The organism is Tenacibaculum sp. SDUM215027, from assembly GCF_050566205.1.
In the GTDB taxonomy this organism is placed as follows: domain Bacteria; phylum Bacteroidota; class Bacteroidia; order Flavobacteriales; family Flavobacteriaceae; genus Polaribacter.
Map to the genome: position 1 here is coordinate 816,165 of NZ_JBNXUE010000001.1, position 23,439 is coordinate 839,603.

The 23,439-nt window shown below is 32.3% G+C and carries 16 protein-coding genes; 10 read left to right on the plus strand and 6 right to left on the minus strand.

The genetic code is table 11. From position 1 onward, the window contains the following. The first annotated feature begins 70 nt into the window (after nucleotides 1-70). The 3 genes from ACQYZ7_RS03755 (at nucleotide 71) to ACQYZ7_RS03765 (ending at nucleotide 2,719) form a co-directional block, all read left to right on the plus strand. The gene (locus ACQYZ7_RS03755; protein ID WP_430728446.1) at nucleotides 71-1,102 is read left to right on the plus strand and encodes a cytochrome-c peroxidase; all 1,032 of its coding nucleotides are present in this window, start codon (nucleotides 71-73) and stop codon (nucleotides 1,100-1,102) included. Then, nucleotides 1,065-2,054, plus strand: a complete 990-nt coding sequence (locus tag ACQYZ7_RS03760; protein WP_430728447.1) for a transporter — start codon at nucleotides 1,065-1,067, stop codon at nucleotides 2,052-2,054. The genes ACQYZ7_RS03755 and ACQYZ7_RS03760 overlap by 38 nt, the downstream gene beginning before the upstream one ends. A 122-nt stretch (nucleotides 2,055-2,176) precedes the next feature. Continuing rightward, complete coding sequence (locus tag ACQYZ7_RS03765; protein WP_430728448.1) at nucleotides 2,177-2,719, plus strand: DUF2911 domain-containing protein; 543 nt, start codon at nucleotides 2,177-2,179, stop codon at nucleotides 2,717-2,719. 65 nt (nucleotides 2,720-2,784) lie between these two features. Here the strand turns inward: ACQYZ7_RS03765 and ACQYZ7_RS03770 are convergent, their stop codons facing one another. Beyond that, the gene (locus ACQYZ7_RS03770) at nucleotides 2,785-3,783 is read right to left on the minus strand and encodes a phytanoyl-CoA dioxygenase (RefSeq protein WP_430728449.1); all 999 of its coding nucleotides are present in this window, start codon (nucleotides 3,781-3,783) and stop codon (nucleotides 2,785-2,787) included. A gap of 218 nt (nucleotides 3,784-4,001) precedes the next feature. Between ACQYZ7_RS03770 and ACQYZ7_RS03775 the strand changes: the two genes are divergently transcribed. From ACQYZ7_RS03775 to ACQYZ7_RS03800, 6 genes are all read left to right on the plus strand, one after another. Next, the gene (locus tag ACQYZ7_RS03775) at nucleotides 4,002-4,652 is read left to right on the plus strand and encodes a hypothetical protein (protein WP_430728450.1); all 651 of its coding nucleotides are present in this window, start codon (nucleotides 4,002-4,004) and stop codon (nucleotides 4,650-4,652) included. Between the two features lie 238 nt (nucleotides 4,653-4,890). Next, entirely contained in the window at nucleotides 4,891-7,710 is a 2,820-nt protein-coding gene (gene leuS / locus ACQYZ7_RS03780) for a leucine--tRNA ligase (protein WP_430728451.1), read from the plus strand. Between the two features lie 106 nt (nucleotides 7,711-7,816). Further along, the gene (locus tag ACQYZ7_RS03785) at nucleotides 7,817-8,269 is read left to right on the plus strand and encodes a hypothetical protein (RefSeq protein ID WP_430728452.1); all 453 of its coding nucleotides are present in this window, start codon (nucleotides 7,817-7,819) and stop codon (nucleotides 8,267-8,269) included. Between the two features lie 109 nt (nucleotides 8,270-8,378). Further along, on the plus strand, nucleotides 8,379-9,335 hold the full coding sequence (locus ACQYZ7_RS03790; RefSeq protein ID WP_430728453.1) for a hypothetical protein: 957 nt from the start codon (nucleotides 8,379-8,381) through the stop codon (nucleotides 9,333-9,335). Between the two features lie 238 nt (nucleotides 9,336-9,573). Next, on the plus strand, nucleotides 9,574-10,587 hold the full coding sequence (locus ACQYZ7_RS03795) for a peptidogalycan biosysnthesis protein (RefSeq protein ID WP_430728454.1): 1,014 nt from the start codon (nucleotides 9,574-9,576) through the stop codon (nucleotides 10,585-10,587). Nucleotides 10,588-10,617: 30 nt separating this feature from the next. Then, complete coding sequence (locus ACQYZ7_RS03800; RefSeq protein WP_430728455.1) at nucleotides 10,618-11,487, plus strand: acyl-CoA thioesterase; 870 nt, start codon at nucleotides 10,618-10,620, stop codon at nucleotides 11,485-11,487. A gap of 61 nt (nucleotides 11,488-11,548) precedes the next feature. On the opposite strand, the gene ACQYZ7_RS03805 is transcribed toward ACQYZ7_RS03800, so the two are convergent. From ACQYZ7_RS03805 to ACQYZ7_RS03815, 3 genes are all read right to left on the minus strand, one after another. Further along, entirely contained in the window at nucleotides 11,549-13,825 is a 2,277-nt protein-coding gene (locus ACQYZ7_RS03805; RefSeq protein ID WP_430728456.1) for an inorganic phosphate transporter, read from the minus strand. Between the two features lie 72 nt (nucleotides 13,826-13,897). Beyond that, entirely contained in the window at nucleotides 13,898-15,100 is a 1,203-nt protein-coding gene (locus ACQYZ7_RS03810) for a porin (protein WP_430728457.1), read from the minus strand. Between the two features lie 269 nt (nucleotides 15,101-15,369). Then, on the minus strand, nucleotides 15,370-16,254 hold the full coding sequence (locus ACQYZ7_RS03815; protein WP_430728458.1) for a metallophosphoesterase: 885 nt from the start codon (nucleotides 16,252-16,254) through the stop codon (nucleotides 15,370-15,372). 192 nt (nucleotides 16,255-16,446) lie between these two features. On the opposite strand from ACQYZ7_RS03815, the gene ACQYZ7_RS03820 reads away from it, so the two are divergent. Next, on the plus strand, nucleotides 16,447-18,528 hold the full coding sequence (locus ACQYZ7_RS03820) for a M20/M25/M40 family metallo-hydrolase (RefSeq protein WP_430728459.1): 2,082 nt from the start codon (nucleotides 16,447-16,449) through the stop codon (nucleotides 18,526-18,528). 72 nt (nucleotides 18,529-18,600) lie between these two features. Here ACQYZ7_RS03820 and ACQYZ7_RS03825 read toward each other — a convergent pair whose 3' ends face one another. Both ACQYZ7_RS03825 and ACQYZ7_RS03830 read right to left on the minus strand, forming a co-directional pair. Then, nucleotides 18,601-20,562 carry a DUF5689 domain-containing protein gene (locus ACQYZ7_RS03825; RefSeq protein ID WP_430728460.1) on the minus strand — a complete coding sequence of 654 codons (1,962 nt, stop codon included), beginning with the start codon at nucleotides 20,560-20,562 and terminating at the stop codon, nucleotides 18,601-18,603. A gap of 11 nt (nucleotides 20,563-20,573) precedes the next feature. After that, complete coding sequence (locus tag ACQYZ7_RS03830; RefSeq protein WP_430728461.1) at nucleotides 20,574-23,363, minus strand: carboxypeptidase-like regulatory domain-containing protein; 2,790 nt, start codon at nucleotides 23,361-23,363, stop codon at nucleotides 20,574-20,576. Between the last annotated feature and the right edge of the window lie 76 nt (nucleotides 23,364-23,439).

Sequence of the window (23,439 nt, forward strand, 5' to 3'; positions counted from 1 at the left end):
GCTCTGTTCTTTAGACTTTTTTAAGTGTAATAGGCTAATTGTTTTCAATTAGCTACTAATACCGTATGTAATGAAAAAATTAATGATTGTATTATTAGTATGCTCTTTCTTTAGTTGTAAAAAAGAAGACGTGTATACTAATGTAGAACTAGTTTTTGAACAACCAAGCAATTTTCCTGAGCCTCATTATACTCTAAGTTCAAATCCAATTACAGAAAAAGGTTTTGAATTAGGAAAGAAACTTTTTTATGAAGGAAAACTTTCTTCAGACGGAGTGGTTTCTTGTGCTTTTTGCCACCAGCAAAAGTTTGCGTTTACACACCATGGACATCAATTAAGTCACGGAGTTGAAGATAGAGAAGGAACTAGAAATACCCTACCAGTTCAAAATATGGCTTTCCAAAAACAATTTTCATGGGATGGTGCAGCTTTTCATTTAGATATGTTTCCAATAATACCTATTACGAATCCTGTAGAAATGGATGAAACCGTAACGAATATTTTGGAAAAACTACGACAAGATGCATCTTATCGAAAATTGTTTAGTCAAGCTTTTGAGGATGGACAGGTTAACGCTGATAATACATTTAAGGCGATGTCTCAATTTATGTTAATGATGGTCTCAGCAAATTCAAAGTATGATAAATATGTTCGGGTTGAAAAAGGAGGATCGTTTTCTGAACAAGAAAAAAAGGGACTAGAGCTTTTTAAAGCAAAATGTGCTTCTTGCCATACTTCAGATTTATTTACTGATGATGCTTTTAGAAATAATGGTTTACCAATCAATCCAGAAATTAACGATTTAGGAAGAATGACGGTAACCTTATTAGAAGAAGATAAGTATAAGTTTAAAGTACCTAGCTTAAGAAATATTGAACTTACTGCTCCGTATATGCACGACGGTCGATTTGGATCCTTAAAATCAGTATTAAATTTTTATGCAACTGGAGTTCAAGAAACTCAAAATTTAGATCCGATTCTTAAAAATGAGAATGGAACTATCGGAATACCATTAAACGAACAAGAAAAAGAAGGCATTATAGCTTTTTTAAAAACATTAACAGATGAAGAATTTATCACAGATAAAAGATTTGCTGAATAAGGCAATACTAATATTAATAGTATTAATTTCAGTACAAATACAAGCGAATAACCCATTTCCTGAGCGTTATGAATTATTTTTAGATTGTGATGCTTGCGGATGTAGCAACAGTGGAGGTAGTTTAGGAATGGGGGGAATTATAGATAATAATTTTGTTGGGGTACGTTATCTGCATCAAAAATACCAATCAAAAGACGGTATTTTTAATAACTCTCCAATTATAAATGAATATTTTAATACAGTACAAGTTTGGTCTAGAATTCCAATAATTAAAGAGTATTTAGAAGCCCAAGTTTTTGTGCCTTTCCATTTTCATTCAAGAGAATATGTTGACAAAACAACAGCTATTGATGGTTTAGGAGATGTATCTTTTTTAATTAATTACACCGTTTTAAATAAAAATACGGGAAGTTATAAGGAGGAAAAAGATAAGATTATATCTTCTAATCATATATTAAAAATTGGTGGAGGGTTAAAGTTACCAACAGGAACTTATAACGAAGCAATTAATAATTCAATAAACCCAAGTTTTCAATTGGGAACAGGAAGTGTTGATGTAATTACAAATCTTCAGTATGTATTTAAGAGAAATAATTTTGGAGTTACAAATTATCTTAATTATTATATAAAAACTACAAACAAAGAAGAATATCGATTTGGAAATCAATTTAACTTTAATAGTACTTTCTTTTATGCTTTTAAAGATAATAAACAGCATAGTTTTGTGCCTTCAGTAGGAATTTCAGGAGAATTTTATGCAAGTAATAAAATGTTAGGGTTAAAAGTTAAAAATACCGAAGGGCATGCATTATTTTCTAGCTTAGGAGCTGAGTATAATGCAAAGAAACTAACAGTAGGAGCTTTAGCAATGTATCCAATACAGCAAAACTTAGCACAAGGAACTATAGAGGTAAAATATAGAACATCTATTTACTTGAATTACAATTTTTAAGAATATTAGACTCTGCTTTTTTAGAAACTAAAAGTAGAATTGTTTTTTAAAAAAGAATAGATTTTACGTAAGGATTCTTAAATTTGGTGACGAATCCTCAGTTAATAATTAAAAATAAGAACATGAAAAAATCAATTTTATCAATTATCGTATTTGCTGTAACCCTAGTGTTTTCTAACGAAGTAGCAGCTCAAAAATTCGAAGGTTTAGATAAAAGCCCAATGGATGCAGCTACTTACCCTAGTAATTATAGAGTTTCAGAGAAGACAGTAAAAATTGTTTATAGCCGCCCAAAATTAAAAGGAAGATCATTAGCAAAACTTGCTCCTATTGGAAAAGTATGGAGAACAGGAGCTAATGAAGCTGCTGAAATCACATTTTATAAAGATGTAACCTTTGGTGGTAAAAAAGTAAAAGCAGGAACATATACACTGTTTACCATTCCAGGAGAAAGTGAATGGACCCTTATTTTAAATACAGCCAAAAATGTTTGGGGATCTTACTTTTATAGTGAAAGTGAAGATGTAGCTAGAGTTATTGCCCCTACTTCTAAATCAGATGAAACAATTGAGGCCTTCTCTATTGTTTTTGAAGGAGAAGATGATGCATTCAACATGTATATCGGATGGGATAATGTTATTGTTACTGTACCTGTAAAACAGTAAGTAAAAGAATATTGAAAATTAAATAAAAGCATAACCAATTTGGTTATGCTTTTTCTTTTTAAGTATTATTCTTCCAATCTGTATTTTAACTCAATACTTGAATCCATCAGATAAGTAAATACTATAGAGCCAAAATTAATAGGATGTTCTATATGCATTTCAAGAGGTAGGGTTAGTGAAGACTCGCTTCTTGTTAACCAAATATCGTTATAAACATGTACCAGTGTATCCAATATTAAGTAATTATACTGCTCAATATTAATTGAATTTACAGCTACTTTTTTATCAGGTAGTTGAGTAGGAATAATATCAGTTTTGTTTGATAAAATAGCTTCTCTAACATTTAAAATGGTATCAACTTCAACAGGTGTATGCTTAGTGTCAGCAATAAGATCAGTAGCTAAACTCATTTTTATCAATACATTTTCTGGAATCACAGTAATTTCTTGTGGTAGTTGAGGTAGTAAGTTGAATAAAATAGGAACATAACACTCTCTATATAACAAAGCATCTAACGTTTCACTAAACAGTATATGATACTTTTCTGCTTCAGGAATTTCAAAAGTAACGGCATCAGCAGTGTAGTAATTTGTTACATACTTAGTAAGCCCCAGTTTTTTAATAAGACTTTTAGCATACTCTAAAGACTTATTATTAATTTCTAGTAAAGAAAACTGTATTTCTTCAGTTGAAAAAAGAGGAGCAATTAAAGTAACAAATGGAGCGTATGGGCCACAACCTGCATAAAAAATATGAATAACTTCATGAGGGTGTTTTCGTTGTTGTTCTTTAATAGCCGTTATCATAGCTTTTAAAAACTTTACAGTCCGTTTATAATCTAACAAACATTGCGCAGCATGGTTCAACCCTAAAGCCTTTCCTTTTTCAGTTGTTACCGCAGCAAGATGCTCTATACTGTTATCAAATCCAGTGAGTTGAGTTAGTTCTCGAAAATAGGAATGAATTTCGTTAATTAAACTTTCAATTTCAGGTTGTTCAATAGAGTCTTTAAGTAAAGCCAATACTTTTTCTTTAATATCTAAAACGGTTATATTTTCGTTCATAAGTAGGTTAGTTGTAAAGTTTTCTAAATTATAAAAATAGAACTAGTTTAAAAAGACGTTAGCATAGTTATACTAACATTTTTAAGCAAGTAAATTAAACCGCTTGTAACTTAAAAACAATCAGTAAAGACATTTTTCTGTATTAGTAGCGATATGGATAATACTTTGCAGAAAAGCTATTCTGAGCTTTAAAAGACTAACCTTAAAAAACTTTTATTATGTCTACAAACTATACTACACTATCTGTTACTAATCAAACAGAAAAACCAGTTGAAGTTTATGTAACTTTTGCTGCATCAAATACAGCCAATAAATGTTGCCCATCTCCTGTTGGAATTTCAGACTTTAGTTTTTTAACCAAAGTAAATAAACTCATGGGGAAATTTGAATTAGGAGCAGGAAAAACACAAGAGTTTGACCCAAAAGAAGAATGTTTTAGCGGAAACATTTGTTTTTATATAGAACCACAATGTCCTGTAAAAGGAGCAGACTTTAATCATGGAGCACAAGGAACGAGCATTGCAGAATTTACACTAAACCCAAATACACCATGTGCAGAAGCTTTTGATATAAGTTGTGTTAATGGAGTAAATAGCTTTATTGCTATGGAAGTAGATAAAGATGGAGGTTGGAATTACGGACCAAATAAAACACCGATTACTAGAATTTACAATAAAGAGTTACAGCAAAACTCAGGTAACCCAGGAGTGTTTCCTGTAAATTGTACTGATTGCATTCAGTTAGTAGGCGATAAGCCATGCCCTGCATTGCCTTATGGGCCACCTCAAAAACAAAGAATATGTAACATTCAACGATCAGAACGTGGAGGAACTCTAAAAGTAATTTTAACAGATCCAGCATTAGGATAATATAAAAATCTCTCTTATTTCAGTTTTTAAACCTTGCAAGCTTTTTATGGCTTGTGAGGTTTTTTGTGTTTATTTAAGTTTTCATAACGTATTAAAAGCACTAAACTTTTTACTTATCAACAATAACTGTAAATTTGCAGCTTCAAAATCACATCATTGCGAAGAAAGTGAAGCAATCTTATGAAAAGGTTACTTCGTTAGTATCATTCATTCGTAATGACAGGAATAAACTAAAAGAATGCAATACAATTATCAAGATATAGAAAAAAAGTGGCAAAAGTACTGGGCAGATAAAGGTACATTTAAAGCTGAAAACAATTCTGAGAAACCTAAATATTATGTGTTAGACATGTTTCCTTATCCATCAGGAGCAGGATTACACGTCGGACATCCTCTAGGATATATCGCATCTGATATTTATGCACGTTACAAGCGTCACAAAGGGTTTAATGTATTGCATCCACAAGGATATGACTCTTTCGGGTTGCCTGCTGAACAATATGCGATTCAAACAGGACAACATCCAGCAATAACTACCGAAACAAATATCAAAACTTACCGTCGTCAGTTAGATAATATCGGATTTTCATTCGATTGGTCTCGTGAGGTTCGTACTTCAAATCCTGAGTACTATAAATGGACACAGTGGATCTTTATTCAACTATTCAATTCTTGGTACAATAAAGACACTGATAAAGCAGAAGATATTGGAACCTTAGTAGCAAAGTTTGAAGCTGAAGGAAATGCAACTATAAATGCAGTTTCTGATGAAGATATTACCATTTTTTCTGCGGATGAATGGAAAAGTTTGTTAGAGAAAAAACAACAAGAAATATTATTACAATACCGTTTAACATTCTTATCCGATACCGAAGTAAATTGGTGTCCGGCATTAGGAACAGTATTAGCAAACGATGAAATTGTAAACGGAGTTTCAGAGCGTGGAGGACATCTTGTAGTTCGTAAAAAAATGACCCAATGGTCTATGCGAATTTCTGCGTATGCACAACGTTTATTAGACGGATTACAAAATATCGATTGGCCACAACCATTAAAAGATTCTCAAACTAACTGGATTGGCCGTTCGCAAGGAGCGATGGTTTCTTTTGATGTTGACGGGCACGATGCAAAAATTGATGTATTCACTACACGTCCTGATACTATTTTTGGAGTGTCTTTTATGACCTTAGCTCCAGAACACGAATTAGTGTCACGAATCGTGACTGATGAGCAAAGAAAGGCTGTTGAAGAATACATAGAGGCAACAGCAAAACGTTCAGAACGTGATCGTATGGCTGATGTAAAAACCATTTCAGGGGTGTTCACTGGTGCGTATACGTTGCATCCGTTTACAGGAAAGAAAGTGCCAATTTGGATTGGTGATTACGTATTAGCAAGTTACGGTACAGGAGCTGTTATGGCGGTACCATGTGGTGACCAACGTGATTACGATTTTGCAAAACACTTCGGATTAGAGATTCCAAATATTTTTGCTGATGTTGATATTTCTGAAAAAGCAAACGACGCTAAAGATGGAATCAAATTAGCCAATTCTGATTTCTTAGATGGTTTAAACTATAAGAAAGGAATGAAAACCGTAATCTACGAATTAGAAAAACGTGGATTTGGTTACGGAAAGATAAACTATCGTTTACGCGATGCTGTATTTAGTCGTCAACGTTATTGGGGAGAACCATTCCCAGTATATTACAAAGACGGTATGCCGCAAATGATTGATGCGGAGCATCTGCCAATTGTATTACCAGAAGTAGAAAAGTACTTACCTACAGAAGACGGAAAACCACCGTTAGGAAACGCTGAGGTTTGGGCGTGGTGTACTGAAACCAATTCGGTTGTAAGTAATGATAAAATAAATCACACTAGTGTGTTTCCTCTTGAACTGAACACCATGCCAGGGTGGGCAGGAAGTTCTTGGTATTTTAACCGTTATATGGATTCGAACAACGAAGGAGAGTTTGTAAGTAAAGAAGCGGTTGACTATTGGAAAGAAGTAGATTTATATATTGGAGGTTCTGAGCATGCTACAGGGCATTTATTATATGCACGTTTTTGGCAAAAATTCTTATTTGATAGAGGCTTGTTACCAGTTGGTGAGTTTGCTAAAAAACTGATTAACCAAGGAATGATTTTAGGAACTTCTGCTTTTGTATATAGAGTAGAAGGAACAAATAGATTTGTTTCTAAAGGGTTAATAGGAGATAAGAAAGTACAACTTATTCATGCTGATGTTTCATTGGTAAATTCTTCTGATGAGTTAGATGTTGAAGCGTTTAAAAAGCATCCATTAAATGTTGATTTTAAAGACGTAGAATTTATTTTAGAAGATGGTAAATACATTGTAGGTCGCGAGGTTGAAAAAATGTCGAAATCGAAATACAACGTGGTGAATCCAGATTTAATTTGTGAAGAATACGGAGCAGACAGTTTACGTTTATTCGAAATGTTCTTAGGGCCGTTAGAGCAAACAAAACCTTGGAAAACTTCAGGTATTTCAGGAGTATATTCTTTCTTGAAAAAATTATGGAAATTATTCACCGATGAAAACGGAATCAATGTTTCTGATGCTGAACCAACCAAAGACGAATTAAAAACGTTACATAAAACAATTAAAAAAGTAGAAGAAGATATTGAGAATTTCTCGTTCAACACCTCAGTTTCTACCTTTATGATTGCGGTAAACGAGTTAACAGCCTTAAAATGTAACAAACGTGCTATTTTAGAACCGTTGTTAGTGTTAATCTCTCCATATGCACCACATATTGCTGAAGAATTATGGAGTCAGTTAGGACACAGCGAGTCAATCGCAACTGTAGCTTTTCCAATTTTTGAAGAAAAGCACTTGGTAGAAAGCTCGAAGAACTATCCTGTTTCTTTCAATGGTAAAATGCGTTTTACACTTGAATTACCATTAGATATGAGCAAAGACGAAATTGAAAAAACGGTAATGGCGCACGAAAAAACGCAACAACAACTTGCTGGACGAGAGCCAAAGAAGGTAATTATAGTTCCTGGAAAGATTATCAATATAGTAGGGTAAAACTTATCGTATAAAACACTGAAAACCCACAGGCAATTAATTGTTTGTGGGTTTTTAATTTTAAACTAAATTCGCTTCCTGTAAAAACAAATTAAACTTTTAACGAATGAAAAAGATTTTTAAAATCAGCTATGCGGTTTTGGTATGTTTAACTCTAGTGATGAGTAGTTGTTCTGATAGCGATAACGATCCAGCAGGAATTGCAAACACAAAATTATCAGGAAAAATATATGGAACAAACTTTACAGCAGAAGGAGGTAAAGCATTTATGTCTGGAAATAATGAGCTTTCAGTACATATTACCAATATTCAAGCAGATTGTAGTTCTGATGTTCTTAATTACGAATTAAGAATTGCAACTTATGTAAAAGCTGAGTTAGGAACTTATAACAATGTAAATGTAGTTTTTAATAAAAAAGGAGAGAATCCTTTAAACTACCTTCAAGGAATTGCAGAGGTTGTAAGATTTACGAATAGTGAACTAACTTTAAAAATAAAAGCAAACTCAAGTGCAGATAATTCAATAGAAGGTTTTTTTACAGTTCCTTTTTGTGAATAATAATAAATAACGGTATCAATTTAAAAAAGCTTTTACCTCTTAATGTAAAAGCTTTTTTATGCGATAGAATCAAAAACTTTCCTCAATTTTGCTTTCTTAAAAAATAAATATGAAAAAAGTATCCCTTAACAACTCTTGGTTTTTTGCAATAATCCCAATCGGGATTTTTATTTTCGTAGCGCTTCCACAGTTTCAAAATATGTATGAATCATTCCAAAAACGAGAGTTAGAGGTACAGCAAAACGCACAAAAATTAGATTCGTTGCAACAACTTACAAGTCCTACAAGAAAAGATTTAAACAATATAAAACGTCTTGAAATTACCGTTCCAATTCATCAGTTAAGTATAAGTAAACAGCGATATACTTACTATAAAACAGGTGGGATGTTAGCCGTTTTAGCTTTTATGTTTATTGGTATGTTTGGTTCTAGCTATTGGGCAAAAAGAAAGAAAAACTCATCAAGCAATAAGCAAATAGAATTTTCTTTTGATGACTTTACAACTGATGCTATCGGGCAGCACATTTCTTGGAATTCCGTTGCAAGTTCAGGAAGTAATTTTTTAAGTGAACGCTTACGAAAGACTGCTCTTGGGTACAAAATAACCTCAAGTTCTTATTTGAAGTTTGTAGCTTGGAGTTTCTTTTTAATGGGATTGAATTATGCTGCATGGTCTTATATAGAGTTTTTTAAGTTTTCAACCAAGTCTATGACGTTTATGCATGCAGGAAAAATGTTTTTTACTTCGGGAGGGGTGTTTATGTTAATAGGAACCTTTCTGCTTTTTTCTTTTGGAGCTAAAGCACATTTGAACTCTCAAAAGAGAAAAATAGTAGTTGATGGTGAAATAATACCTTTTCAACAAGTGTATGCGTTACAAGTATTATCAAAATTTATTCAAGGAAATAAGTCAGGAGGTTATTACTGTTACGAGGTGAATTTAGTTACTCAAAACGGAGAACGTCATAATTTATTAAACCACGGAGATAAAGAATACTTGTTGAGTGATATGGTAAAAATAAGTAGGTTTTTAAAAGTGCCTGTTTGGAATAATGGAGTAGCTTAAAATAATTTATAGGTATTTGACAAACTTTTACTAATTTACACAAATACAAATCGTAAAAGCTGACATTATTTTATCCTGTAAAAAAAAAATATCCAATATATGTTACTTTCCCTCAGTAAAAGACATACCAGAAAAGGTTTGGAGAGAGCTTAATTGTACAGATAACTTATATTTTCAACCAGCATATTTAGAAGCTTTAGAAAAGAACAACCAGCAAATACAGTTTTCTTATATTTTATTGTTTGATGAAAAAAAAGAAGCAATAGCCTTTGCAACTATTCAACTGGTAGATTTTTATTTAGAAAGTGTTCAAAACGATTTGCAATCGGTTGTAGAATGGATACGTTGTATGGGGAGGAAACTACATTTATTGTCTTCTCAAAAACCATTTAAAATACTTACATGTGGTAATACATTTGTAAGTGGAGAGCACGGAATATTCATTAAACCAAATCAAGATAAAAAACAAGTTGTAAAACAGCTAGCTAAAGCTATTGTAGCCTTTGAAAAAGATATTTCGAAAGGAACAATTGATGCTTTTATGTTGAAAGATTTTGTAAATGAATCTCTTTTTATTACTGATGCATTACACAGTGTGGGCTACAATTCGTTTAATGTAGATCCAAATATGATGTTAACGTTAGATGATAATTGGAATACTTTTGACGATTATTTAGCAGCATTAAAAACAAAGTATAGAGTAAAAGCAAAAAAAGCTTTACAGAAGAGTAGAGACTTACGAACGGAAGAAGTAACTATTGATTCTTTAAAGCAATTATTGCCAAATATGACGTTACTTTATAAGAATGTATCAAATAAGGCGAGTTTTAACTTAGGATATTTTAATATAGAAACATATGTATCTTTAAAAGAAAACTTAAAGGATGACTATGTTATTAAAGTATATTGGTTAGGAGATAAATTAGTTGGGTTTTTATCAGGAATAAAAAACCAAAACTCATTAGATGCTCACTTTGTAGGTATTGATTATACAGTTAATAGAACTTATGCGATTTACCAACGAATGTTATACGATTATATATCATTGGCAATTGATAATAATATAAAAACTATAAACTTTGGAAGAACAGCTAGTGAAATAAAAAGTTCAGTAGGAGCAGCACCACAAGACTTAACGATTTATTTGCGACATAGAAAAAGTATTCCAAATCGTATTTTAAGCTTATTTTTGAATAGAATTCAGCCAACAGAATTTCGGTTAATAAAGCCCTTTAAAACAAAAATAGTATAAGGAATTAAATCCTCTTTATTGTATTAACAAATGAAAAACACACAAGAATTATTAAATATACTTACCCTTGACGATTTAGGTGAAGGGAATTTTAACGGAGTAAGTAGAGATATAGGAAGTCCAAATGTTTTTGGAGGTCAAGTATTAGCACAAGCACTAAATGCAGCGTATAGAACAACACCTAAAGAACGTATATTACATTCGCTACACTCGTATTTTTTAGAGGCAGGGAATTTAGAGTTGCCTATAACTTATAATGTTCAAACTATTCGTGATGGAGGTAGCTTTTCTACACGTAGAGTTACAGCACATCAAAAAGATAAAACGATTTTTATACTGTCTTGTTCTTTTCATAAAGAAGAAGAAGGATACGAGCATCAAATGCCTATAAAAAAAGATTTAAAACAACCTGAAGAATTGTTAAGTTGGACAGATATGTTAGACCAATTTGGAGCTTTCTTACCGAAGAAGATGAACGACTTTTTAAGTATTGAGCGTCCTATTGATTTTAAACCTGTACAAATTGTAAATCCGTTAGAACGAAAAGATCTACCTCCGGTAGTTGATGTTTGGTTTAAGTTAAAAGGAGATGCATCGGATTTATCGTTAGGAATTAAACAACAAATATTAACGTATATATCAGACTATAATATTTTAACAGCTTGTTTAAACCCTAATGCAAGTGTAGCTAATTTTGGAAACACACAAATGGCAAGTTTAGACCATTCGATGTGGTTTTATCGCGATTTTGATTTTAATGATTGGATGTTGTTCTCGGTAGAAAGCCCTAACACGAATGGAGCTAGAGGTTTTGCTTGTGGAAATATTTATACTAGAGATGGTAAACTAATAGCTTCGGTAGCGCAAGAAGGTTTAATGCGTCCCATGAAAAAGAAGTAATAATTTAGTTTATAAAAATAGAAATAAAAAAGCCGAGTTAATTAACTCGGCTTTTTGTTTGTTAAGCTTCAATTTCAGCTGTCTTGGTGCTAATGTGAAACTCTTCATATGTTTCTAGTAAACTCATTAATCCAGAAACTAAATCTTGTGTTTCAATTAAAATACTAAAGTATAATGTAGTATTCTTTGGACTTGTTTCGTCTGTTCTAATGCGGTCTACTTGTTTTTCGATAGATTTTGATACATCTTTTAGTAACTCTTTCTTTTCGTTAATAATATGCTCTAAATTATCGAAACTTCTATTTTCAAATGTATCAGCAATATCATCTAATAACTTAGAAAGTGTATTGTCAATACTTTTAAGGTCTTTAATTTGTCCTTTTTTAAGATTTTTATGGTTGTTATTAACGTGCTTGTATGTAGCTCTAGAAATGTAGCTAATAGACTGTGCAACGTCTTGTAAATAACCTAAAATTAGAATATAGAATCTACTTGCTTGTACCGAAGTATCGTCTAATGACTTAATAAAGTAGAATACACCGTCTTTTAAACTATCAATTTCATCATTTAGTTTCGTAACGTGCTTATCAGTTTTACGTAATTTAATTAAATCGTGTGTAGCAAGGTCTTTTACAACACTTGAATATAATTTATTAATGCGGTTAGCAACACCAGCAATATGATCTGAGCTTTCTTCAATCACACCGTTAATAGTGATTAATTCTGCTCGTTCCATATGCACTTGTTTCTTTTCTTCTTTAGACTTTTTTCTGTGTTGTAAAGTATTTCTTGCAATTAAAAGAGCAACTACTAATAACAATACAGGAATCATTACCATATCCCAGCTAATTAAATAAGCTACTAAAGCAGCTGTTAAGAAAGCTGTAATGGCAGTTAAGAACCATCCACCAATAACATTAATTACACCAGCAACTCTATAAACAGCACTTTCACGCCCCCAAGCTCTATCGGCTAAAGAGGTACCCATTGCTACCATAAATGTTACATAAGTAGTTGATAATGGTAACTTCATTGAAGTTGCAATAGAAATTAAAATACCGGCAACAATTAAATTTACAGATGCTCTTACTAAATCGAAAGCAGGCATTTCATAGGTTTTGTCTTTAGGTAATTCAATTACAGGTTTTTGAAACTTAGAATCGATAAAATTTAAAGCCTTTTTAGGTATGATAGCACTAATACCAATGTTAATTCCCATAGCTGCTCTAACTACAACTCTTGATAATGGGTTTGGTTGAAATTTTTCATGTCCATCACCTTGGCGAGATAAATCGATCCCTGTCTTAATTACATTTCTTGCTTTGCTTGAGGTCCATAAAGTAACGACCATAATAGCACCAGCTAGTAACAATAACCAAACGTTAGAAGGTACTTTTTTAGCTAAAATACCCATAGAGAAAGCCTCGGGTCCTAAGCCTCCAACATTAATTAAAGGATCATTTATAGCTTGGTACGAATTCCATGCAGCAATCGGAACACCAATAAAGTTTACCAAGTCGTTACCAGAGAATGCCATGGCTAGTGAAAAGGTACCTACACCAATAATTAATTTTAAGATATTGACTTTAAAAAAATGGATTAATACTTGAGATATAGCACTCCAAAAAACAAAGCCTCCAGCAATTATAACAAGTGTATTTCCTTCAATTAAATGTTTTATATCTTTATAAAAAGGAGTTCCTTTCATTCCTTTAACAAAGATAAAATATGTAATAGCTGTAATTGCAAAACCACCAAATAAGGCATTGATGTAACTAGCTCTTTTTTCAAAATTAAACGAATAAATTAAACGCGAAAAGAACTGAACAATGGCTCCTACAGAGAACGCTACAACCACGGAGAGTAGAATTCCATTAATGATTTCTACTGCTTTTTTATGATTAATATAATTCCATATATCTGAAATAGATTGAGAATCGTTGGCAGCAATTTTAATCAATGATACACAAACAGCAGCTCCTAATAATTCAAATACAATAGAAACCGTTGTTGATGTAGGCATTCCTAATGAGTTAAAGATATCTAATAGTAAGATATCAGTAATCATAACAGCCATAAAAATAAACATGATGTCTTGGAACATAAACATGCTAGGGTTAAAAATCCCCTTACGTGCTACTTCCATCATACCGCTTGAGGTAACTGCTCCAAAAAATACCCCAACACTAGCAATTATCATAATATTTCTTACTTTAATTGCTTTAGAACCGATTGCTGAATTTAAAAAGTTAACAGCATCATTACTAACTCCCACAACCAAGTCTACAATAGCTAAAACAGCTAAAGCGACTAACATCAAAATATATGGATCTCCCATTTTTTAGTTTTTAATTAAGTTTTGCAAATTTAGTTACACAAGAACGCTCTCATGTTATGTTTATGTTATCATTTAAAGGTGAATGTCTACCTGTAACCTATACATCAATTGATTTGTAGCTGTTGCTATGTCTAAGTAACTAATATCGGTTTGTACTTTTAATTTATGACCAACAATGTACTTTGATAATCCTATTGTGTATTGATTTTCAGTTCCTTTTCCTGTAATATTTTCGTCTAAAGAAATATTGGTAAAACGACCAGATACTTCCCAGTTTTTAGCAAACAAATACCCTGATTGAAGGTTTAAGCCATTACCTACCTGTACAATTTCTCCAGTAAGAGTTCCGTCTGAGTTTTTTGCGAAAGGATCTTCAGCGTCTCGGTATGAATATTCTCCCATAAAAGAGAAACCTTTATATTTAAACATTGCATCCATAAAAAAGGTTGATATGTTTGTTTGATAGTATCCTTCATCATTAACCATATAAGTACCTTGATTACTTCTAGTTTTTACGGCGTTGTTATTAAAGTCATAACTCATACCAATGGCAAGCTTAGGAGTTTTCTCTCTTTTTAAATCACTACCTATATAATCTCCTTTGTCTTGAAAATTTCCAAAAGGTAAAAATTCTAGATGAGCAGTATATTGATGTCCGCCTAGGTTTCCTACAGTAACATTTCTTCCTTCACCTTGCGAAAAAGCTAAAGCTTCTCTAACAATAAACTTATCAGATAAATTAAAATGATGTCTTAACTGTATTCCCATATCTCTATCAATATTAAATCGTTTGTTTAATAAAGAGCGATCTACTAATTGCATATTTGCTGAAGAAATAACACGTTCTCGGTTTCCTGGTAGTTTGGTTTGTCCAAACCATAGTTCGAAGTTTTGGTGAAAATTCCATTTTAGAACAGCATCTAAGATATATCTTGGAGCATTTCCTGTATGTTCTGAAGCACCACTAATATCTCTATTAGATAACCCAAGTTCCATTTTATATTTTAACTTAGGAGAAAAAGCAAATCCTTTAAACTTTAAGCGAGCTCTTCTTACCAACATTGAAGATGTTGGGTTGTATAAGCCATCTTTGTTAGAATCCCATTCAGCGGTTGCTAAAAATTGCATTCTAGCTCCCATGTTCATAGACCAAGTACTATCCTTTCCTACTAGATTAAATATACCTTTTCCAAATTTTGGTGCGTTTGTTTGTTGTGCATGCGTGTAAAGTAACACAAACATACTTACAGACGTAAGTATTGTTTTACAGTTCATTAGAATGTTGTTTATTAGTTTTTGTCGCGGCAAATAACAAACCTTAATGTTAATTTAGTGTTAACCTAATATTAAAAAACTGCCTTGTTTTCAAGGCAGTATATAGTAAGTCAAATAAATAGTCGACAAAAACTAATAAATTTATAATGACTGTACACCTCTAAGTTGAGGTAAACCAAAAGTATTCTCTTTTTTTAATATAAATATTAAGTGTAATTTAATAAACTGTTATGTGGTGTAGGGTTTTGGGTTAATAAAAAGTTATGAACCTAAATGTAGTTTGCTATTTTTTTTGGACCTTCAAGGATAGTTCTTGTAATTTGCATGGTGCCATCTTCGTTAGTTACTAAATGCCACTTAATAAGTGTTATTTCGTTATTTTCAATTTCTAAACCAGTAATACATCTTGGATGTACACAGCTACCATCATTAAAATGTGGAAGTTTGTTTTCTGATGGAAATCGAGGACGATGTGTATGTCCTGTAATAATCATTTGATTATTATTACTCTTAATCCATTCTTCTAAACGGCGTTCTACCTTTATTAATCCTTTAAAGTTTTGAGCAGGACTTGTTGGGTCTTTAATTCCATGTATTTGTAATGGTCTCCATAAAACACGAACCAAAAACCTACTGAATTTCCAAAAAGTATAATTAAACCAATCTGCCTGATGTCCGTGGAGTAAGAAGATAGATTTACCATCTTCTTGTACCAGTTTAATTGCTTCAGAAAAAGAGGCATTTGGCATTAATTCTTTTTTCTTTCCGTCAATAGTATCATAATAAGAATTAAAGTTTTTAGCAACGTTTTTTGGCTTTCTATAATTCATGTCATGATTTCCCCAGATAAAATGCAATCTATTTTTTTGATGAAATTTTTGGAGTAATAAGTAGATGTTTTTATTTGCATTGAAAATATTCACGAATTTATTTTCCCAAAGTTCATCACCATCCCCTAATTCTATATAGGTAAATTCTTTCTGAAAATATTGAGATAAGGCGTAATGATATATTTTTCGGTTGCGGGCAAAGTCATCAGCAAAACTATTATCACCTCTATGGCAATCAGAAAATAAAATATATTTAGAATCCTTGTTTAAAGGTAGTTTTTTTGCTTTTTTAAAAGCCTTAGTTATTCTATGTTTTGAAAACATTTATAGAGAAAATTTATATACATATAAAGATGCAAAAAAAAGAAATATACCACAAAACTTGTTGAGTATTGGAACGAATAAATATTAGAATTAAGTCTGTGATTAAATGACAAGCTAAAATACTTATATGTTATGATGTTAATTTTTAATAACTTACGGGGGATTTAAAATTAATATTAATACCCTTCAAAAATGAAAAAAAAGTATTTATTACTTTCGTTACTATTGCTGTGTCTTAGTTTTTCTACTATTCACAGCCAAGAAAAAATGTTTTATGGTACTATTGAAACCAAGGATGCCTTAAAACTACAAAAAGTTGCTCCCACTGATATTAAGATCCTTTCCTCCATAAATGGTTTTAGTGCAGTAAAATTAAGTCATTATGCGGCTGAAAAATTGCATCATATGATTTTAACTCATGGCCCTGGATTTATTTATGAATCTTCTGAAAAAGAAGCTTTACAAACTATTCAGAAGCTTCAAAGTAAAAAAAGTTATCAGCAGAGAGCATCGTATACTATTAGTGAAAATCAACTTGTAAACCAAAGTTTAGGCTTGGTGAATAATACAAATATTGCTAATCATATAGTAGAACTTGAAAACTATGGTACTAGATATCACACGACCCAAAAAGCTACACAAGCTGTTCAAGATTTAAAACAAAAATGGGAAACAATGGCTAGCGGTAGGTCTGATGTTAGTGTGAGAATAGTGAACCACAATAGTACCACAATGCCTTCGGTTGTTATGACGATTCAAGGAAGTGATCTTCCAAATGAATATGTAATTATAGGTGGTCATATCGATTCTGTTAGTCCAGAAAGAGAAACGAATGCGCCTGGTGCTGATGATAATGCTTCTGGTATTGCTACAATTACTGAAATGGCTAGAGTACTTTTTGAAATGAATTTTGAACCAAAAAGAACTATAGAGTTTATGGCATTTGCTGCCGAAGAAGTTGGGTTAAGAGGGTCAAAAGAGATTGCTGAAGATTATAAAAACAGAAATGTTAATGTGTTATCGTATGTACAGTTTGATATGACGAATTATAAAGGGTCACCAAAGGATGTTTATATTTCTGATGATAGTTATAATAGTAGCACTCTTAATGCTTTTTTAGCTAGTCTTATGGATCATTATAATGTTTCAGGAAGTCATCAATTTACTTACGATTATACACGATGTAATTACGGTTGTTCCGATCATTATAGTTGGGCACAACAAGGATATGATGCAGCTTTCCCTTTTGAAGCATCATTTAATGGTTCAAACCCTTATATTCATACGGTAAATGATACGTCTGACCGATTTCCAACTGCAAATGCTACACATGCAGCAAAGTTTGCCAAACTTGGATTGGAGTACTTAATTGAAGTAGCAAAAAGTAAAGGAAGTGTTATTGTACCAACATATTGTGATTCAAAAGGAAACAATGTAAATGATGAATATATTCAGAATGTAACGCTTGGGTCAATTAATAATAATTCAGGAGCTACAAATGGGTATCAAGATTTTACTAATATTTCTACTGATATAGAGCAAGGAAGTTCCAATACAATTACCATTACTCCAAAATGGACAGGTACTGTTTATAAAGAAGGTTATACTGTTTGGATTGATTATAACCAGGATTCTGATTTTGAAGATAATGGAGAACAAGTATGGAGTAAAAGTGCTTCTACTGATAGCTCTGTGAATGGTACTTTTACTGTTCCAGCTACTGCGAAATTAGGTAACACAAGAATGAGAGTGTCTATGCGATATAATGCTACACCTTCTTCTTGTGGTTCATTTGATTATGGTGAAGTTGAAGATTATACTATAAATATCATTGAAGGAGATGGGGGAACGAGCACAAATATTTGTGATGGGGTACCTCAATATGATTCTTCTCAAAACTATCAGGTTGGTGATAGAGTTGTTTATTTTAATGTTTTGTATGAGAGAACTTCAAGTGGATGGAATAATATAGGAAATTGTGGTAGTGCTAAAACTGATAATTTAAATGTAAGGCAAGTTTTAGTAAATGATAAAGATGTAATTGCTTTTTCTCCGAACCCTATCGAAGGAAGTTCTATAGTTTTACAAGTGAACAATGAGTTGTGGAAAAATAAAGAAGTTGCTATTTATAATGCGAATGGAAGATTGCTTCAAAAAGTAAAAATGAGCTCTAGAAGTAACAATATAGATGTTTCAAAGTTATCTGCAGGAATTTATTTTGTGTCTCTTGGTGACACTGGAAAAATGTATACTAAACAATTAGTGAAAAAGTAATTTTAAAAAGATAAAAAGAAAGCCCAAGTTTTTAAAACTTGGGCTTTTTGTTTTTTTATAAGAAGTTACAAATTATCTTACTCCTATAGAAGTAAAATCATCTTGAGCTTTTACTTCCCATTCAGAGCTTGCTGCATCAGTTCCTGCGCTAGCAGTCCAATCAGTATTACCTTTTGTAATTGACGCTTTACGAACTAAGGTGTGTTCTTTAGTCCCGTCTGCTACACCCGCTACAGCCCAGTAATTACCTGGATCTTCTCCAATATTACCTACTACATCTATCACAGTACCACTTTTTAATAAAGCAATAGCATCGTCTCCATTAAAATAGGTAACAGTTGATGTAGTTCCTCCTGAACCAGTGATGGCAGCATCAGATGCTCCTCCGTTATAAATAACAATTACTTCACCATCAGCTAAGGTGCTTTTAATAGTACTTAAATCGATTGTGTTACCCACTGTAGCTGAACCATTAGCATATAATCCAACAGTATAGTTAGTTAAATCCACATCAGAACCTGTACCATTATAAATTTCGATATACTTATTATTACTACTTCCTTCGGCATATTCAGATATGTATAGGTCATCTCCAGAAGGAGTACTACCACCTCCACAGGTAGTATAGTCTTCTGTAAAGTTTACATCAGCTTCATTTCTTAAATAGATTTGAGCACCATTAAAATCGCTCATTACTCCTGTAATAGTTCCTCTTTTGTCACTCACAGGGTTGTTAGCAAATGTAGCTTGACCTCTAACAAAAGTTGTTAATTCATCTCCATCACATTCAGAAATTAGTAGGTTACTACCATCATAATTTTTAGTGTTGTCTTTGAACTGTACTCCTTCAATTTTCACTAACTTACCTTGGTAGTCTCCTGTTAAAGCTTGAGCTATGGTAATTATTTCAGGAGTAGGTAATGTTCCAGCTGTTGTACTAAGAATATTAGATGGAGAAACATTTAATTGTAATAAGCCATTATACTCACTTAATTTAGCTCCGCCAACTGCAATTTCTATTTCGTCTCCTAATTTTAAATTGTAAGCATCACTAAAACGTAAAGCAATACCAGCTGTTGCATCTTGAGCAAAAGCATTTTGATTTGAAATATTATCTGTAGAAAGATCTGAAGTAATTACAAGCTTTAACTTTAAGTTTTGAGTAACAGTAGTTTCACTACCAGTATATAATGCCTTCACTTCGGCTAAAGAAGCATCAGTAGGGTTATTAAAACAACCGTATTCTTCAGTAAAGTCAACATCATTAGTATCTCTAATAAAAAGCTGATTAGTACTTCCGAATTTGTTAAATACAGCGGTAATGCTTCCTTTTTTATCGGGAATAGGTAGTGCTTTAAAATTAGCAAATCCACTTGTTCTTAAAACAATTGATTCTAGTGTTTCACAACTAACAAAGTCTCTATTTATTGAAAAAGTATTATCAGGGTCAGCATACGTTAAGCCTTGTATTTCAGGTTGTAAATGGTTAATTTTCACAAGTGTGTTGATGTGGTCATCTGTTAATTCTCCTATAGTTAATTCTGTAGGAATTATATTAGCAATTTCGGCAGATCTGTCAATAGAGTTAACATAATCTGTTGCATCTATTCTGTTTACATTGTTACCACTTCTTACACCAAATTGAAAAGTAGTAAAGTATTTACTCATGGCTAAACCTTTCAATTTAATGTATATTTTTCTTCCAACATTATATCTTGCGTTTAAATTAACATCGTCAATCCTTACTTCAAAACCAATGGTTGGGTTTTCTGGCTTATCTTGAATAATGATAGACTTAAAAAAGTTTCCTTCTCTATCATTAGAAATAACATATCCGTATGTAGTGATGTCTTCATTGAAGTCTACTATATCACCTTCGTATAATGAGGCTATTTCACTTAATGGTTTTAAGTTAGGGTATTGTTTGTCTTCCCCAGTTGTAGGGATTGAAAAGTCATTATCTTCAACACAAGAAGAAAATGAGATGGCAATAAAAAATATTGCGATGAATTTAAATATATTTTTTGCTTTCATTTTTATGTTTTTTAGAATCTATAGTTTATGTTCAAGAAATAAGTAGCTCCTCTACCATACCAGTATTTGCTACCAAAAAGAGGGCTTCCGCTAGCTTGGTCATTTCTTTCTAACTCATAATTGGCAGTACGTCCTTGCTCATATCCTCCAGTTTTGTATTCTTTGTCAAGAATGTTACTTATACTAGCAAAAACACCAATGTATTTATTATCACCAACTTTCCAAGTCTTACCACCAATTGCATTTAAAGTAAAGTAAGAGTCAAATTTTTCTTGAGCTAATAATTCTCTTGCAAGTACTGGGTCAAATCCAGGAAAGAGTTGTCCATCATCAGCAACAAAAGATTCAGTTCGCTTAATTGGAGATGGATCAATATAGGCTTCGTCTAAATAGTTACCAGTAACTCCCACAAACCAATAATCTGGGTCTCTATATTCAAAACCAAAAGAGTATGCTTTCTGAGGTCCTGATGCAACTTTGTAATCTTTTAAAGAGGCTTTTCCGTAATCTTTTACACCTCTTTTATCAAAACCAAGATTTGATGATTCTTTACTTATTTCAGATGTTAAAACTACATTTGGATTATTGTCATATGTATATTGACCAATATTAGCTGCTGCTTTTAATTTAATGGTAGGTGTTATTTGTGCTTCGATACCCAATTCAGCACCCAAGTGCTTTTTATCTATTCCTGTTACAATTTCTTGAATGAATAAGTTGTTCCCACTTATAAAGAAAAAAGCAATGTCCGTAGCATCTTGAATACCTGTGTAATACCCTGTTAACCTAGAGGTGATAAAAGGAGTTCTTAAGATATAAGAAGCATCAAAAGACATAATTTTTTCGTTTTCTAAAAAGCTAGCGTCAGCTACCGTTAAATTATTTGACCTTGAGTTAGCAAATGAATTACGAATTGATGGCGCTTTGGTAATATATCCACCATTGAAATCTAATAAATGACGCCCTGAAATTTTGTAAGTTAATCCTGCTTTAGTTCCATAACTAAAGAAATCTAATTTTTTTGACTTCCCTAGTGAATTTGGAACTTCAGGATCTGAAGAGTTTCCTGGGAATACTCCATTTTGGTATAGACCTTCTCTTTGGTGAGTAGTATTATGCGCAGAACCTGCAAGATAAAAATCTACTTTATTATATTTGAATTGTAATTGAGTAAAACCACCATACACTTCAGATTCTAAATTGTAGTTGTATTTGAATCTGTCACCTTTTCTGGCAATTCTATTAGGGTTCAACAAATCGTTTTGAAAGTTATTTTTCGAAGGGTCTCCAAATTTATTAATGTCTAGATAACCAGTTGCTCCCATTAAATCTAAAATGTAAGCAAAATTTTCAGAATCTAACCTTCTATATTCTAAACTTCCGTTTAAAGTAATGTTTTCAGTTAATTCGGTATTTAAAATAGTATTCACCGTTAATTGTTTGTCATCATTACGATCTTCATATAATGCAAATCTACCGTTATCACCACTTTTTTCATTCGCAGCATATAAATCAGTCCAGTTTATTTGTCCATCATTCTGAAATTTTATTAATGATTTATATGCTTTTTCAAAATCAGGCGCATCATTAACCAATAAACTTAAATGAGCACTTGGTAGGTTTCTCCAATATGTAGGACTAGGATCGCTTCCTCCATTAAAATCTAAACGACTATTACCGATTTCACCAAACTGGTAAGCTACACCTGTATTTAAAGTTGTATTTTCTCCAATATTCCAATAATGATTTAACATTATAATTGGCTCGTCAACCCTTTTTACACGAGAGTTTCTAATTTTACCATTCTGATATCCCCAATATGGGTTGTATTTTATTCCTTTAATATCATACACCTCTTGAGTATTTGCAGCAGATTTACCTCTTCTGTTTTGAGCTTGAATAGTAGTAAAGTTTAAACTATGTTTATCATTAATTTGCTTTTCTAAAGAAATAAAAATAGAATGAGCGTTGTATAATGTTCCATCTACAAAACCTTCATCAGCATATCTTTTACTACCTGACGCAGTAATTGCCCATCCATTTTCCATTAAACCAGAAGCGTACATTGCCATCAAGCGATGATTGTAGCTTCTATTGGAAGAAGCATAAGAAATTCGTGCGCCTTCTCTATATTCAGAAGCTCTAGTATTGATGTTTGTAGACCCTAAAACTCCTCCAAAGGTATAGTTAGAAGGAGTTAACCCGTTACTGAACTCTTGATTACGAACAACGTCATTTAAACCTCCCCAATTACTCCATTGAGGTCTTCCGTTGTATAGTTTGTTCATTTCAATCCCATTAATCAAAACTTTACCATTTTCAGAATCCAACCCACGAACTCTATAAAATGAACTGCTCCATTCAAATGCAGCTGTACGTAAATATATATCCCTAGATGCTTGCAATAAACCAGAAATATTATCAGCAGCACTTTCATCGCTACTTAATTCATCATCAGTAATAGTGATGGTACTTAAATCTTGATCTTCAGACAAATCTTCATACATAAAGATTGTACCTAAATCTACTGTTTTTCCAGATAGTTCTACTGGGAAGTTTTGGGTTTCATACCCGTTTAATATTACCGTTACAATTTGTCTTCCGTTTGGTAAACCATTTAGTGTAAAAGTACCACTAGCGTTTGTAGAACTAGAAATATTAACTTCTTTTACACTTACGGAAACACCTTGCATAGGTTTTTCAGAATCGCTGTTTATTACGACCCCCTTTACAACATTCTGCGCATTCAAGCCAAGCAAGCCTGAAAGAAACAATAACATTGTTATTGTAAAATTTCTCATAAATGATTGTTTATAAAATATTTGAATATGTTAATCCCCATGGCCGAAAAATATGGCAAAAGGGAGGCAAAACTAC